The 14,683-nt window shown below is 75.6% G+C and carries 9 protein-coding genes, 1 pseudogene and 1 riboswitch; all 10 genes and pseudogenes read left to right on the top strand.

The window, feature by feature from the left end:
• Window positions 1-169 precede the first annotated feature (169 nt).
• Window positions 170-299: riboswitch (cobalamin riboswitch) on the top strand.
• Between the two features lie 330 nt (window positions 300-629).
• Window positions 630-4,298, top strand: a complete 3,669-nt coding sequence (cobN, locus tag ACGFIW_RS16465) for a cobaltochelatase subunit CobN (RefSeq protein WP_393315717.1) — start codon at window positions 630-632, stop codon at window positions 4,296-4,298.
• Complete coding sequence (locus ACGFIW_RS16460) at window positions 4,295-6,625, top strand: VWA domain-containing protein (protein ID WP_393315715.1); 2,331 nt, start codon at window positions 4,295-4,297, stop codon at window positions 6,623-6,625. The genes cobN and ACGFIW_RS16460 overlap by 4 nt, the downstream gene beginning before the upstream one ends.
• Window positions 6,625-7,236: a cob(I)yrinic acid a,c-diamide adenosyltransferase gene (gene cobO / locus ACGFIW_RS16455; protein ID WP_393315712.1), complete on the top strand. Its 612-nt coding sequence runs from the start codon at window positions 6,625-6,627 to the stop codon at window positions 7,234-7,236. The genes ACGFIW_RS16460 and cobO overlap by 1 nt, the downstream gene beginning before the upstream one ends.
• Entirely contained in the window at window positions 7,230-8,585 is a 1,356-nt protein-coding gene (locus ACGFIW_RS16450) for a cobyrinate a,c-diamide synthase (protein WP_393315709.1), read from the top strand. Before cobO ends, ACGFIW_RS16450 begins: the two co-directional genes overlap by 7 nt.
• Complete coding sequence (gene cobI, locus ACGFIW_RS16445; RefSeq protein WP_393315706.1) at window positions 8,582-9,388, top strand: precorrin-2 C(20)-methyltransferase; 807 nt, start codon at window positions 8,582-8,584, stop codon at window positions 9,386-9,388. Before ACGFIW_RS16450 ends, cobI begins: the two co-directional genes overlap by 4 nt.
• Window positions 9,385-10,230: a precorrin-4 C(11)-methyltransferase gene (cobM, locus tag ACGFIW_RS16440; protein ID WP_393315703.1), complete on the top strand. Its 846-nt coding sequence runs from the start codon at window positions 9,385-9,387 to the stop codon at window positions 10,228-10,230. The genes cobI and cobM overlap by 4 nt, the downstream gene beginning before the upstream one ends.
• The gene (locus ACGFIW_RS16435) at window positions 10,227-11,378 is read left to right on the top strand and encodes a cobalt-precorrin-5B (C(1))-methyltransferase (RefSeq protein WP_393315700.1); all 1,152 of its coding nucleotides are present in this window, start codon (window positions 10,227-10,229) and stop codon (window positions 11,376-11,378) included. Before cobM ends, ACGFIW_RS16435 begins: the two co-directional genes overlap by 4 nt.
• Window positions 11,375-12,772 carry a precorrin-6y C5,15-methyltransferase (decarboxylating) subunit CbiE gene (cbiE, locus tag ACGFIW_RS16430; protein ID WP_393315697.1) on the top strand — a complete coding sequence of 466 codons (1,398 nt, stop codon included), beginning with the start codon at window positions 11,375-11,377 and terminating at the stop codon, window positions 12,770-12,772. Before ACGFIW_RS16435 ends, cbiE begins: the two co-directional genes overlap by 4 nt.
• Window positions 12,769-14,529, top strand: a complete 1,761-nt coding sequence (cobJ, locus tag ACGFIW_RS16425) for a precorrin-3B C(17)-methyltransferase (RefSeq protein WP_393315694.1) — start codon at window positions 12,769-12,771, stop codon at window positions 14,527-14,529. Before cbiE ends, cobJ begins: the two co-directional genes overlap by 4 nt.
• Window positions 14,517-14,678: pseudogene (locus ACGFIW_RS16420) on the top strand (DUF362 domain-containing protein); the annotation flags it as partial. The gene cobJ and the pseudogene ACGFIW_RS16420, both read left to right, overlap by 13 nt.
• Between the last annotated feature and the right edge of the window lie 5 nt (window positions 14,679-14,683).

Raw genomic sequence — 14,683 nt, 5'->3', positions numbered from 1 at the left:
CTGAACCGTCTACGACATCAGCTCCAATCAGCTCGCCGTCTCGTGTGTCAGGCAACCCCGCGCGCCTATATTTTCCCAGGTCAATGTGATGAGCGCGGCCGGGCGACGCCGGGGCCGGCGTTGACCGGCGGCGGAGGGGTGTGGCAGCATTCGCGGCCTGACGGCAGTGAAGGAAGTCGGTGCGATTCCGACGCGGTCCCGCCACTGTCACCGGGGAGCGATCCCCCCTCGTGAGTCACGGCCGTGTGTCTGCGGCTGGAAGGCCGGGGGAGAGCGTCGATCCGGAAGCCAGGATACTTCGGCCGTCGGGACGTACCCCAGGGCGTGGACACCCGAGGAGGACCCGATGACGCACGGCGTCTCATTCATCGACGAGCATCGTCATGACCCGCATCGCGGGCGACACCCCGCACCCGCAACCGGCCGCGCCCGCACGTCTGGCGCCGGTTGCCTCGACGCGCGCCAGGCCGCTGGCTTCCGGTACCGCTGAGCCGAGCGCCCGCCGCTGACCGACTCCGACGCCCGCGTCGACGAGTCCGGCAGCGCCGTCGTACCGGCTGACGCCGCACCCATCCGCTTCGTCCAGGTCGCCTCCGCAGCGGCCAGGGCGTCACTCTCCGGAGCCCGCCGTGCGCATCCTGCTGCTGTCCACCGCCGACACCGACCTGCTGGCCGCCCGCGCCAGCGGCGCCGACTACCGGCTCGCCAACCCCGCGCGGGTCGCCGCCGACGAGGTGCCCGCCCTGCTCGACGGGGTCGCCCTCGTCGTCGTACGCCTGCTCGGCGGCCGACAGGCGTGGCCGGACGGCCTCGCCGTGCTGCTCGGCACCGGAGTGCCGACGGTCGTGCTCGGCGGCGAGGCGCTGCCCGACGCGGAGCTGATGGCCATCTCCACAGTGCCGTCCGGGGTCGTCACCCAGTCGCTGGCGTACCTGGTGGAGGGCGGGCCGGACAACCTCGGGCAGTTGGCCCGGTTCCTCTCCGACACGGTCCTGCTCACCGGCGAGGGGTTCGCCCCGCCCACACCCACCCCGGCGTACGGCGTGCACGGCGAACACCCCGCCGACCCGGATCGGCCCACGGTGGGGATCGTCTTCTACCGGGCGCACGCCCTCGCCGGCAACACCGACTTCGTCGACGTGCTCGCGGACGCGGTCCACCAGGCCGGCGGCAACCCGCTGCCGATCTTCTGCGGTTCGCTGCGCGGGTTGACCACGGGCGCCGGCCCGCTCGGGCTGTTCGCCCGCTGCGACGCGCTGCTGGTCACCGTGCTCGCCGCCGGCGGTGCGGTCGCCGCGGACGCCTCCGGAGGTGGCGACGAGGACGCCTGGGACGTCGGCGCCCTGGCCGCCCTGGACGTGCCGGTCATCCAGGCGCTCTGCCTGACCAGCACCCGGGCGCAGTGGGAGGCCAGCGACGCCGGGCTGTCCCCGTTGGACGCGGCGATGCAGGTGGCCATCCCCGAGTTCGACGGTCGGATCGTCACCGTGCCGTTCTCGTTCAAGCAGATCGACGCCGACGGCCTGTCCGTCTACGCCGCCGACCCCGAGCGGGCCGCCCGGGTCGCCGGGATCGCGGTGCGCCACGCCCGGCTGCGCTACGTGCCCAACGCCGACAAGCGGGTCGCCGTGGTACTCAGCTCGTACCCCACCAAGCACTCCCGGGTCGGCAACGCCGTCGGGCTGGACACCCCGGTCTCGGCGGTCCGGCTGTTCGCCGCGCTCGCCGAGGCTGGCTACGACCTGGGCGACGCGCCGGTGCCCGACGACGGCGACGCGCTGATCCACGCGCTGATCGCCGCCGGAGGCCACGACGTGGAGTGGCTCACCCCGGAGCAGTTGGCCGCCGCCGAGGCCCGGATACCGGGGTCAACCTACCGGCGGTGGTTCGACCAGATCCCGGCCGAGCTGCGCGAGCGGATGCGGGAGCACTGGGGTGAGCCGCCCGGCCAGCTGTACACCGAGGGCGGCGACATCGTCCTCGCCGGGCTGCGCTTCGGCAACGTGGTGCTGCTGATCCAGCCGCCGCGCGGCTTCGGGGAGAACCCGATCGCCATCTACCACGACCCGGACCTCCCGCCGAGTCACCACTACCTGGCCGCGTACCGCTGGTTGACCGCGCCGCCCGCAGACGGCGGCTTCGGCGCGGACGCCGTGGTGCACCTGGGCAAGCACGGCACCCTGGAGTGGCTGCCCGGCAAGGGCCTCGGCCTGGCCGCCGACTGCGCGCCCGACGCGGTCCTCGGTGACCTGCCGCTGGTCTACCCGTTCATCGTCAACGACCCCGGCGAGGGCACCCAGGCCAAGCGGCGGGCGCACGCCGTGGTCATCGACCACCTGGTGCCGCCGATGGCCCGCGCCGAGACCTACGGCGACCTGGCCAAACTGGAGCAACTGCTGGACGAGTACGCGACGGTGCAGGCCCTCGACCCGGCGAAGGTGCCCACCGTGCGGGCGCAGATCTGGGACCTGGTGCGCGCCGCCGAGCTGCACCACGACCTGCACGCCGAGGCGATGCCCGACGCGGACGACTTCGACGACTTCGTGCTGCACCTCGACGGGTACCTGTGCGAGGTCAAGGACGTGCAGATCCGTGACGGGCTGCACATCCTCGCCGACGCGCCCACCGGTGAGCCCCGGGTCAACCTGGTCCTCGCCGTGCTGCGCGCCCCCCAGATCTGGGGCGGCGCCCGCGCCCTGCCCGGCCTGCGGCAGGCCCTCGCCGTCGCGTACTCCCTCGACGAGCAGGAGTTGCTCGCGGCACCTGGCGAACGACTGGCGCTGCCCACGGCGCTGACCGACGTGGTGGACGGGCCGGCCGGCACCGCCGCCGACGCCATCGACCTGATCGAGGCCCTGGCCCGGCGGCTGGTCCTCGGCATGGAGACCCTGGACTGGGCCGTGGACGCGGTCGACGCGGTGGTGACGGAGGTGACCGGCCGGCCGATCCCGGACGTCGCCGCCGTGCTGCACTTCGCCGCCACCGAACTGGTGCCCCGGCTCGGCCGGACCACCGACGAGCTGAGGAACACCCTCGGCGCGCTCGACGGCCGCTTCGTGCCGCCCGGCCCGTCCGGCTCACCCACCCGGGGCCTGGTCAACGTGCTGCCCACCGGGCGCAACTTCTACTCCGTCGACCCGAAGGCCATTCCCAGCCGCAACGCCTGGGACGTCGGGGTGGCCCTCGCCGACTCGCTGCTGGCTCGGCACCTCGCCGACACCGGGGCGTACCCCCGCTCGGTGGGGTTGACCGTGTGGGGCACCAGCGCGATGCGCACCCAGGGCGACGACATCGCCGAGATCCTCGCGCTGCTGGGCTGCCGGCCGGTCTGGGACGAGCGGTCCCGGCGGGTCACCGGCATCGAGGTGGTGCCGACCGCCGAGCTGGGCCGGCCCCGCGTCGACGTGACGGTGCGCATCTCCGGGTTCTTCCGCGACGCGTTCCCGCACGTGGTGGCCTTGCTCGACGACGCAGTCCGGCAGGTCGCCGCCCTGGACGAGCCGGACGACGACAACTACCTGCGGGCGCACGTCGCCGCCGACCTCGCCGAGCACGGCGACGAGCGGCGGGCCACCGCCCGGATCTTCGGCTCCAAGCCCGGGGCGTACGGCGCGGGCCTGCTGCCCCTGATCGACGCCCGGACCTGGCGCGGCGACGCCGACCTGGCCGAGGTGTACGCGGTGTGGGGCGGCTACGCCTACGGACGGGGCCTGGACGGGCGGGAGGCGCGCGCCGACATGGAACGCTCCTTCGCCCGGATCGCGGTGGCGGTGAAGAACCAGGACACCCGCGAGCACGACATCGTCGACTCCGACGACTACTTCCAGTACCACGGCGGGATGGTGGCGATGGTCCGCCACCTCACCGGCACGTCACCGCAGGCGTACGTGGGTGACTCGGCGATGCCGCACGACGTGCGCACCCGCACCCTGGGCGAGGAGACCCGGCGGGTGTTCCGGGCCCGGGTGGTCAACCCGAAGTGGATCGCGGCCATGCGCCGGCACGGCTACAAGGGCGCGTTCGAGCTGGCGGCCACCGTGGACTACCTGTTCGGCTACGACGCCACCGCCGGTGTGGTCGACGACTGGATGTACGAGCACCTGGCCGCCGCCTACCTCTTCGACGACACCACCCGGGAGTTCCTGGAGAAGTCCAACCCGTGGGCGTTGCGCGGCATCACCGAACGCCTGTTGGAGGCCGCCGACCGGGGGCTGTGGGCCAAACCCGAGCCGGCCACCCTGGACCGGCTGCGCGACACGTACCTGGCCAGCGAGGGCGACCTGGAGGACCGGGCATGAGCGTCACCTATCCCTTCAGCGCCGTGCTCGGCATGGCCGACATGCGGTTGGCGCTGCTGCTCAACGCGGTATCCCCGGCGATCGGCGGTGTGTTGGTCCGGGGTGAGAAGGGCACCGCCAAGTCCACCGCCGTACGGGCGCTCGCGGCGCTGCTGCCGCCGGTGCGCCGCGTCGCCGGCTGCCGCTTCGGCTGCGACCCGGCCGAGCCCGACCCGGCCTGCCCGGACGGCCCACACCCCGCCGACGCCGCCGCCGAGACGCGTCCCGCCCGGCTCGTCGAGCTGCCGGTCGGGGCCGCCGAGGACCGGGTGGTCGGCTCACTGGACCTGGAGAAGGCCCTCGGCGAGGGGGTACGCGCCTTCGAGCCGGGCCTGCTCGCCGCCGCCCATCGGGGTGTCCTCTACGTCGACGAGGTCAACCTGCTGCACGACCACCTCGTGGACCTGCTGCTGGACGCGGCGGCGATGGGTCGCAGCCACGTCGAGCGGGAGGGTGTCTCGGTCAGCCACGCGGCCCGGTTCCTGCTGGTCGGCACGATGAACCCGGAGGAGGGGGAGCTGCGCCCGCAGTTGCTCGACCGGTTCGGGCTCACCGTGGAGGTGGGTGCCAGCCGGGACCCGGCGGTCCGGGTCGAGGTGGTCCGCCGCCGGCTGGCCGCCGACGCCGACCCGGCCGGGTTCGCCGCCCGCTGGGCCGACGCCGACGCGGAGATCGCCGCCCAGGTGGCCGCCGCCCGCCGCCGGCTTCCCGGGGTACGCCTGCCGGACGCCGCGCTGCGGCAGATCGCCGAGGTGTGCGCGGCGTTCGACGTGGACGGGATGCGCGCCGACATCGTCACGGCCCGTACCGCCCTCGCCCACGCCGCCTGGCACGGCCGGGAGCGGGTCACCATCGACGACGTCCGGGTGGCCGCCCGGCTGGCCCTGCCGCACCGCCGCCGCCGCGACCCGTTCGACACACCCGGGCTGGACGAGAAGCGCCTCGACGAGGCATTGCAACGGGCCCAGGACGCCCACCCCGACGACCCGGACGACAGCGGCCCGGAGGACAGCGGTCCGGCCGGTGGTGGCCCGAACGGTGGTGGTGGCCCGGACGGTGGCGGCCCGCGGGGCGGTGGCGGCGGGGGCGATGGGGCCGACCCGGGTGCACCCGGGGCCGCCGGGCGCTCGCCGGCACGGGACGGCGCCAGCCCGGACGGGCGCGCCGACGGGCCGGACGGCTGGCCGCAGGGTTCGGCGGACGACCGGGGTGCCGACGGCGGGCCGCAGGGTTCGGGGGACGACCGGGGCGACGGCGGCGGGCCGCAGGGTTCGGGGGACGACCGGGGCGACGACGGCTGGCCGCAGGGTTCGGCTCAGGACCGGGGTGGTGAGGGTCGGAACGCGCGCCCGCGCGGTGGCCGGGAATCGGCGGCCGGTGACGACGATCCGGCCCGGGGCGGGAAGTCGCAGCCGGTGGCCGTACCCCGGGGTGGGTTGCGGGCGCGGGTGCTCACCGCGCCCGGCGTGGGTGACGGGGTGCCCGGCCGGCGTTCGCGGGCCCGCACCGGACGGGGGCGCACCACCGGGGCCCGGGTGCCGACGGGTCGGGTCGGGGCGCTGCACCTGCCGGCGACGGTCCGTGCCGCCGCGCCGCACCAGGCCGCGCGGGGACGGTCGACCGGTCCGCTGCGGTTGCGCCCGGACGACGTACGCGAGGCGGTGCGGGAGGGGCGGGAGGGCAACCTGGTGCTGTTCGTGGTGGACGCCAGCGGCTCGATGGGTGCCCGGCAGCGGATGACCGCCGTGAAGGACGCGGTGCTCGCCCTGCTCACCGACGCGTACCAGCGGCGGGACAAGGTCGCGGTGATCGCGTTCCGGGGTGCCGGCGCCCGGACTCTGCTGCCGGCGACGTCGTCGGTGCTGGCCGCGTCGACCCGGCTGGCCGAGTTGCCCACCGGTGGGCGTACGCCGTTGGCCGAGGGGCTGCTCGCCGCCGCCGACCTGCTGCGGCTGGAGCGCCTGCGCGACCCGAAGCGCCGCCCGCTGGTCCTCATCGTCACCGACGGCAGAGCCACCGCGGGTCAACGTCCGCTCGACCGCGCGGCAGCAGCGGCAGCGGCCCTGGCGGCAACCGGCGCCCCCTGCGTGGTCGTCGACTGCGAGGCCGGCCCGGTCCGCCTAAACCTGGCCAATCGCCTGGCAACCCAGCTGCAAGCCCCCCGCCACGAACTGAACGACGTGGCCCAGACCCGAGGAGATCTTGGAAGGAAATGGCCCCTGGAAGGGCGGATCCCTTCCAAGATCTCGACCGGCACCACCATCACGCCAGCCAGGGGAGATCGCTGATGCCGCAGGGACAGCCGAGTCACGTGCCTACTGACGGGTTGACCACCCGGCAGCGGCGGCACCGACCACTGCTGATCGTCCACACCGGACAGATGAAGGGGAAGTCGACCGCCGCCTTCGGGCTGGCGTTGCGGGCCTGGACGGCCGGTCTGCCGGTGGGCGTGTTCCAGTTCGTCAAGAGCGCCAAGTGGCGGGTGGGGGAGGAGAACGCCTTCCGGGCCCTCGGCGAGGTGCACGAACGCACCGGCCAGGGCGCACCGGTGGCCTGGCACAAGATGGGCGAGGGCTGGTCCTGGATCCAGCGCGGCGGCGACGCCGACCACGCCGCCGACGCCCTGGAGGGCTGGCGGCAGATCCAGCGTGACCTGGCCGCCGAGCGCTACGGGCTGTACGTGCTGGACGAGTTCACCTACCCGATGAAGTGGGGCTGGGTGGACGTCGACGAGGTGGTGGCCACCCTGGCCGACCGGCCCGGCTTCCAACACGTCGTGATCACCGGCCGGGACGCCGACCCCCGCCTGGTCGCCGCCGCCGACCTGGTGGCCGAGCTGACCAAGGTCAAGCACCCGATGGACGCCGGCCAGAAGGGCCAGAAGGGCATCGAGTGGTGAGCACACAGTGGGCGCTGCCCCGGCTGGTGGTCGCCGCGCCGGCCAGCGGCCACGGCAAGACCACGGTGGCCACCGGGCTGCTCGCCGCGCTGCGCCAACGGGGCCTGACCGTCAGCCCGCACAAGGTCGGCCCGGACTACATCGACCCCGGCTACCACGCCCTCGCCGCCGGGCGACCGGGACGCAACCTCGACCCGTTCCTGGTCGGGGCCGACCGGATCGCCGCGCTGCTGCGCCACGGCGCGAGCGTCCCCACACCCGCCGACATCGCCGTGGTGGAGGGCGTCATGGGCCTGCACGACGGCGCGGTGGGCCGCCGCGACTACGCCTCCACCGCGCACGTCGCCCGGCTGATCGACGCACCCGTGCTGCTGGTGCTGGACACCACCGCGCAGGGCCGCTCCGCCGCCGCGCTGACCCTCGGCATGGCCGCGTTCGACCCGGCGGTACGCATCGGCGGGGTGATCCTCAACCGGGTCGGCTCACCCCGACACGAGACGCTGCTGCGCGACGCCCTCGCCGAGGTGGGCGTACCGGTGCTCGGTGCCGTCACCCGCGCCGCCGAGGTGGCCGCGCCGGCCCGACACCTCGGCCTCGTCCCGGTCGCCGAACGGGCCCCCGAGTCCCTGGCGATCGTCACCGCCCTCGCCGAGCTGGTCGAGGCCACCGTGGACCTCGACGCCGTGCTGGACCTGGCCCGCACCGCCGGGCCGCTGACCACCCCGGCGTGGGACCCGGTCACCGCCGTCGGCGGCCCGGCCGGCGTCGAGCGGCCACGAGTCGCCCTCGCCGGTGGTCCGGCCTTCACCTTCTCGTACGCGGAGACCGCCGAACTCCTCACCGCCGCCGGCGCGGACGTGGTCACCGTCGACCCGTTACGCGACCCGGCGCTGCCCGCCGGCACCCGCGCGGTGGTGATCGGCGGCGGGTTCCCCGAGGCGTACGCCCAGGCGCTGGCCGACAACACCGCGCTGCGCGCCGAGCTGGCCGATTTCGACGGGCCGATCGTGGCCGAGTGCGCCGGGCTGCTCTACCTCGGACGGTCCCTGGACGGTGTGCCGATGTGCGGCCGGCTGGACCTGACCGCCCGGATGACCGGCCGACTCACCCTCGGCTACCGCGAGGCCCTGGCCGTCACCGACTCACCGATCGCCGGTGCCGGCGAGCCGGTACGCGGCCACGAGTTCCACCGCACCACCACCGACCCGGGGCACGGCGACCGGCCGGCGTGGCGCTGGGACGACACCGCGCACGGCTTCGTCACCGGTCGGGTGCACGCCTCCTACCTGCACACCCACTGGGCCGGTCACCCCGCCGCGGCCCGCCGCCTGGTGGAGGACTGCCGATGACCGCCGACGACAGTCGGGCCGGCGGATCGGCCGACGCCACGCTGACCGGGGTCGGTGTCGGCCCGGGTGACCCGGAACTGCTCACCGTCAAGGCGGTGCGGTTACTGCGCGAGGCCGACCTGGTCTTCGTACCCGTGATGGCGGACCGGGCCGAGCCCACCGCGACCGCCGGTGCGACGCCGGCGGGTGCGGACGCCGGGCGGGCCGAGGCGACGGTACGCTCCCACGTCGCGGCGGACCGGCTACGCCGGCTGCCGTTCGCCCTGGACGACCGGGGTGGGGTGACCGCCCGCCGGGCGGCGGCCTGGGACGACGCGGCCCGGGTGGTGGTCGACGCGATCGACGCGGGCGCACGGTCCCTGGCGTTCGCCACCATCGGCGACCCGAACGTCTACTCCACCTTCGGCTACCTGGCGCAGAGCGTCCGGGCAATACGCCCGGCGGTGCGGGTGGCGACGGTGCCCGGCATCACCGCCATGCAGGAGCTGGCCGCGCGCAGCGGCACCCCGCTGTGCGAGGGACGCGAGCCGCTGACCCTGCTGCCGGCCACCGCCGGCCTGGCGCTGTTCGCCGACGCCCTCGCCGGGCCGGGCACCGTGGTCGCCTACAAGGGCTGGCGGCGGCACCCGGAGCTGCTGGCCGAGCTGCGCCGGCAGGGCCGCCTCGCCGACGCGGTGCTCGGGCGCAACCTGGGCCTGCCCGGCGAACACGTCGGCCCGGTCGACGACACCGCGCACGACCTGCCGTACCTGTCGACGCTGCTGGTCCCGGCCCGCCGCGAGCACCGAGGAGGAAAACTGTGACAAGCGACGGCAAGGTGTGGTTCGTCGGCGCCGGCCCCGGCGCGGCGGACCTGCTGACCCTGCGGGCCGCCCGGGTCATCGCCGAGGCGGACATCGTGATCTGGGCGGCCAGCCTGGTGCACGCCGACGTGCTCGGCCACGCCCGTGCGGGCGCGGAGATCGTCGACTCGTCGCAGCTGCCCATCGAGGGTGTGCTGCCGCTCTACCAGCGGGCCGCCGAGCAGGGGCTGACCGTGGCCCGGATCCACTCCGGCGACCCGGCGCTGTGGGGTGCCGTGCAGGAGCAACTGGACCTGTGCCGGGCGCTCGACCTGGCCGTCGAGATCGTGCCCGGGGTCTCCTCGTTCACCGCCGTCGCGGCGATCGTCGGGCGGGAGCTGACCGTGCCCGAGGTGGCCCAGTCGGTGATCCTCACCCGCCTCGAAGGCGGCAAGACCCCGATGCCGCCCGGCGAACGGGTCCGCGACTTCGCCCGGCACGGCACCACCATGGCCCTGTTCCTTTCCGCCGCCCGTTCCGGGCAGGTGCAGGCCGAGTTGCTGGCCGGCGGCTACCCGCAGGACACCCCGGCCGTGGTGGCGTACCAGGCGACCTGGCCGGACGAGCTGGTGGTGCGCTGCACGGTCGGCACCCTGGAGGCGACGGTCAAGCAGCACAGGCTGTGGAAGCACACCCTGTTCCTGGTCGGGCCGGCGCTGGCCGCCGAGGGCACCCGCTCGCACCTGTACCACCCCGGGCACTTCCACACCTTCCGCCGGGCCGAGCCGGCCGCCCGCGCCGAGTTGCGCCGCCAGTCCGGCGCCCGCACCGGGGGGACAGCCACACCGGGGCACACACCGTGACGTACGCCGAGCCGCCGCTGCGCGAGCCGGACCTGCCGCGTACCGCGAAGGTCCGGCCCACCGCGCTGCGTACCGGCTGGACCACCGGCGCCTGCGCGACGGCGGCGGCCAAGGCGGCGGTCACCGCCCTGGTCACCGGGGAGATCCAGCCGGACGTGGAGATCGGCCTGCCCGCCGGACGGCGGGTGCGCTTCGGAGTGGAACGCTGCGAGCTGACCGGCGACCCGCCCATCCGCGCCGAGGCGGTCGTCGTCAAGGACGCCGGCGACGACCCGGACGTCACCCACGGGGCCGAGCTGACCGCGACAGTGGACTGGACCGACGTCCCCGGTCTGCGGCTCGCCGGCGGCGCGGGCGTCGGCACGGTCACCAAACCCGGCCTCGGGCTCGCCGTCGGCGGCCCGGCGATCAACGACACCCCCCGCCGGATGATCGGCGAGGCGGTGGCCGAGGTGGTCGACCTCAGCGAGGTCGGCGTGCGGGTGGTGATCAGCGTGCCCCGGGGGGAGATCATGGCCCGCAAGACCACCAACCGGCGACTCGGCATCCTCGGCGGCATCTCGATCCTCGGCACCACCGGGATCGTCCGCCCCTTCTCCACCGCCTCCTGGCGGGCCAGCGTCGTCCAGGCCGTGCACGTGATGGCCGCCCAGGGCGAGCCGACGGTGGTGCTGTGCACCGGCGGGCGTACCGAACGGGCTGCCCGCGCGCTGCTGCCCGACCTGCCCGAGGTGTGCTTCGTCGAGGTCGGCGACTTCACCGGGGCCGCGGTGACCGCCGCCGTGGGCGACGAGATGACCGGGGTCGTGTTCGTTGGCATGGCCGGCAAGCTCGCCAAACTCGCCGCCGGCATCCTGATGACCCACTACACCCGCTCCAGGGTGGACCTCTCCCTGCTCGGCGCGGTGACCGCCGAGGCCGGTGGCGCCCCGGCGCTCGTCGCCGCGGTGACCGAGGCGAACACCGGACGGCACGCGTACGAGCTGTGGGAGGCCGCCGGGCTACTCGGCCCGGCCGGCGACCTGCTCTGCCAACGGGTCCGCGAGGTGCTGCGACGGTTCGCCGGGCCCACGGTCACCGTGGACGTGGCGATGGTCGACTTCGCCGGAGCGCACGTGGTCGCCTCGTCGGGTCGGTGGCCCCGATGAGCCGGACGTCCCCGGACCCGCTGGTGACCGCGGCCGGCCCGGACCCGCTGGCGACTGCGGCCGGCCCGGACGCGCTGGTGACCGTGGTCGGGCTGGACGCGGCCGGGGCGCCACCGCACCCCGCCCTCGCGCCCGCGCTGGCCGGGGCCGGGCTGGTCGTCGGGGCGGCCCGGCACCTGGCCGCCGTTCCCGTGCCGGCCGGCGCGGACACCGTCGCCCTCGGGCCGCTCGCCCCGGCCGTCGGGCGGCTGGGCGTCGCCGTCGCCGCCGGGGTACCGGCCGTGGTGCTGGCCAGCGGGGACCCCGGCCTGTTCGGCATCGTCCGGCGGCTGCGCGCGGCCGGGCTGCCGCTGCGGGTGGTGCCGGCGGTGTCCAGTGTGGCCGCCGCGTTCGCCCGCGCCGGGCTGCCCTGGGACGGTGCCGCAGTCGTCACCGCGCACGGGCGGGACCCCCGACCGGCCCTGAACGCCTGCCGGGCGCTGCCGTTGGTGGCGGTGCTCACCGCACCCGGCGCCGGTGCCGCCGAGCTGGGCGCGGGTCTGATCGGCTGGCCCCGCCGCCTGTTTGTCGCCGAGCACCTGGGCACCACCGCCGAACGGATCCGCACGGTGACTCCCGAGCAGGCCGCCACCGAGACCTGGTCCGACCCACACGTCCTGCTCAGCCTCGCCACACCCGACCCCGCGCCCGCCGCCCCCGGCGACGCGGCCTTCGGCCCCGGCGACCCGGCCGCCGCCCCCGGCGACGCCGACCCGGGCGGCTCGGTCTTCGGCCCCGACTCCGCGAGCGATCTGTTCGCGTTCGGTGGGATGCGCGCCGACAACCAGCCGGCCGCCGCGCCGGCCGGCGGGTGGGCGCTGCCGGAGAGCCGGTACGCCCACCGCGACTCCATGATCACCAAGTCGGAGGTGCGTGCCCTCGTCGTCGCCCGGCTGCGCCCCCGACTGGGTCGGCTGGTGTGGGACGTCGGCGCGGGCAGCGGTTCGGTCGGCATCGAGTGCGCCCTGCTCGGCGCTGCCGTACTCGCCGTCGAACAGGACCCCGGAGCCGGCGCGACCATCCGGGCCAACGCGACAGCGCACGCGGTCGACGTCCGGCTCGTCACCGGGCGGGCGCCGCAGGCGCTGACCGGCCTGCCCGATCCGGACGCGGTCTTCGTCGGCGGCGGAGGTGTCGACGTGCTCGCCGCCGTGGTGACCCGCCAACCCGAGCGGGTGGTGCTCACCCTTGCCGCACTGGACCGGGTCGCACCGGCCGTGGGTCTGCTGCGCGCCGCCGGCTACACGGTGCAGGGCTGTCAGCTCTCCGCCGCCCGCCTCGCCGACCTGCCCGGCGGGTCGATCCGCCTCGCGGCCACCAACCCGGTGGTCGTCCTCACCGGGGAGCGCCAGTGACCGACCAGAACCCGCCCGCTCGCATCGGTCTGGTGGCGGCCACGGCCGCCGGCCGACGGCACGCGCACACCATCGCCGCCGCCTGGCCGCACGCCCGCGTGGTCGAGGGGGAGACCGTCGCCGACGCGCTGCGGACCGCCTGGGCCGAATGCGACGCGGTCATCGCGTTCCTGGCCACCGGCGCGGTGGTGCGGATCCTCGCGCCGCTGCTCGCCGACAAGCACGGCGACCCGGCCGTGGTGGTCGTCGACGAGGCCGCCCGCCACGCGGTGGCACTGCTCGGCGGGCACGCCGGCGGCAACGACCTCGCCGAGCGGGTCGCCGCGCTGCTGGACGCCCGACCGGTGATCACCACCGCCACCGACGCGGTCGACCTGCCAGGGCTGGACACCCTCGGTTGGCCCGTGCAGGGCGCGGTAGCCGCGGTGTCCCGGGCCATCCTGGACGGCGAGCCGGTCCGGCTGATCGCCGACGCCCACTGGCCGTTGCCCGCCCTGCCCCCGAACGTCCACGCCCAACCCGCCCCCGCACACTCCGGGGCCGCCGCCGACAACGAGGCCGCCGCCACCGACGCCGGCTACCGGCTGTTGGTCACCGACCGGGTGGTGCCGCTCGACGGGCGGACGGCCGTGCTCCGGCCGCCGTCGCTTGTCGCCGGTGTGGGCGCGAGTCGGGGCGTACCCGCCGCCGAGGTGGCGGAGCTGCTGCACCGGGCGCTGGCCGAGGCCGGCCTGGACCCGGCGAGCCTGCGTTGCCTGGCCACCGCCGACATCAAAGCCGACGAGGCGGGCATCCGCAGCACCGCCGACGCGCTCGGCGTACCCCTGGTGACCTGGCCGGCGACGCGGCTGGCGGCGGTCGACGTGCCGCACCCCAGCGAGGTGGTCCGGGCCGCGGTCGGCACGCCGAGCGTGGCGGAGGCCGCGGCCCTGCTCGGCCCGGACGGCCGGGCCGACGACGCGACGCTGCTGGTGGGCAAGACCGCGACGGCGATGGCCACCGTCGCGGTGGCCCGGCACGCGCCCCGCGGCCGGCTGGCCGTCGTCGGCCTCGGGCCGGGCGCCGCCGACCTGCGCACCCCCCGCGCGGTGGCCGAGCTGCGTCGCGCCGCCGTGGTGATCGGCCTCGACCAGTACCTCGACCAGGTCCGCGACGTGCTCCGACCCGGCACCCGGGTGCTCGCCAGCGGGCTGGGCGCGGAGGAGGCGCGGGCCCGCGCCGCCGTCGCCGAGGCCGTCGCCGGCCGGGCGGTCGCGCTGATCGGCTCCGGCGACGCCGGGGTGTACGCGATGGCCAGCCCCGCCCTGGAGTACGCCGACGAACGCATCGACGTGGTTGGTGTGCCCGGGGTGACCGCCGCGCTCGCCGCCGGGGCGCTGCTCGGTGCGCCGCTCGGCCACGACCACGCCTATGTCAGCCTGTCCGACCTGCACACCCCGTGGGAGGTCATCGAGCGGCGGGTGACCGCGGCCGCCGAGGGTGACTTCGTGACGCTGTTCTACAACCCGCGCAGCCGGGCCCGCGACTGGCAGCTCGGCAAGGCGCTCGGCATCCTCGCCGGCCACCGCCCACCGGACACCCCGGTCGGTGTGGTGCGCAACGCCAGCCGCCCCGGCGAGCGGCTGCACCTGGCGACCCTGGCCACCCTCGACCCGGCCGTGGTCGACATGTACAGCGTCGTGGTGGTCGGCAACAGCGACACGAGGGTGGTCGCCGGCCGGATGGTCACGCCCCGGGGGTACCGGTGGCGATCGTGACGATCGACGCCTGCCAGGGCTGCGGCGCCTGCCTGCTCACCTGCCCCACCCACGCGATCCGACCGGTCCCGGGCGGCCTGACGGTCCGCGCCGACCGGTGCACCGGCTGCCTGGAGTGCCTGGAGATCTGCCCCGTCGACGCCATCCGCGTCGT

The sequence above is a fragment of the Micromonospora sp. NPDC048935 genome (assembly GCF_043197875.1).
Taxonomy (GTDB): Bacteria; Actinomycetota; Actinomycetes; order Mycobacteriales; family Micromonosporaceae; genus Micromonospora.
The sequence above is the reverse complement of the archived record's forward strand: the minus strand, read 5'-3'. Positions and strand labels throughout refer to the sequence as shown.

Excerpts from the sequence above, each read along its gene's own strand:
- ACGFIW_RS16460 (WP_393315715.1), top strand. The coding sequence starts at position 4,295 with ATGAGCGTCACCTATCCCTTCAGCGCCGTGCTCGGCATGGCCGACATG.
- cobO (WP_393315712.1), top strand. The coding sequence starts at position 6,625 with ATGCCGCAGGGACAGCCGAGTCACGTGCCTACTGACGGGTTGACCACC.
- cobI (WP_393315706.1), top strand. The coding sequence starts at position 8,582 with ATGACCGCCGACGACAGTCGGGCCGGCGGATCGGCCGACGCCACGCTG.
- cbiE (WP_393315697.1), top strand. The coding sequence starts at position 11,375 with ATGAGCCGGACGTCCCCGGACCCGCTGGTGACCGCGGCCGGCCCGGAC.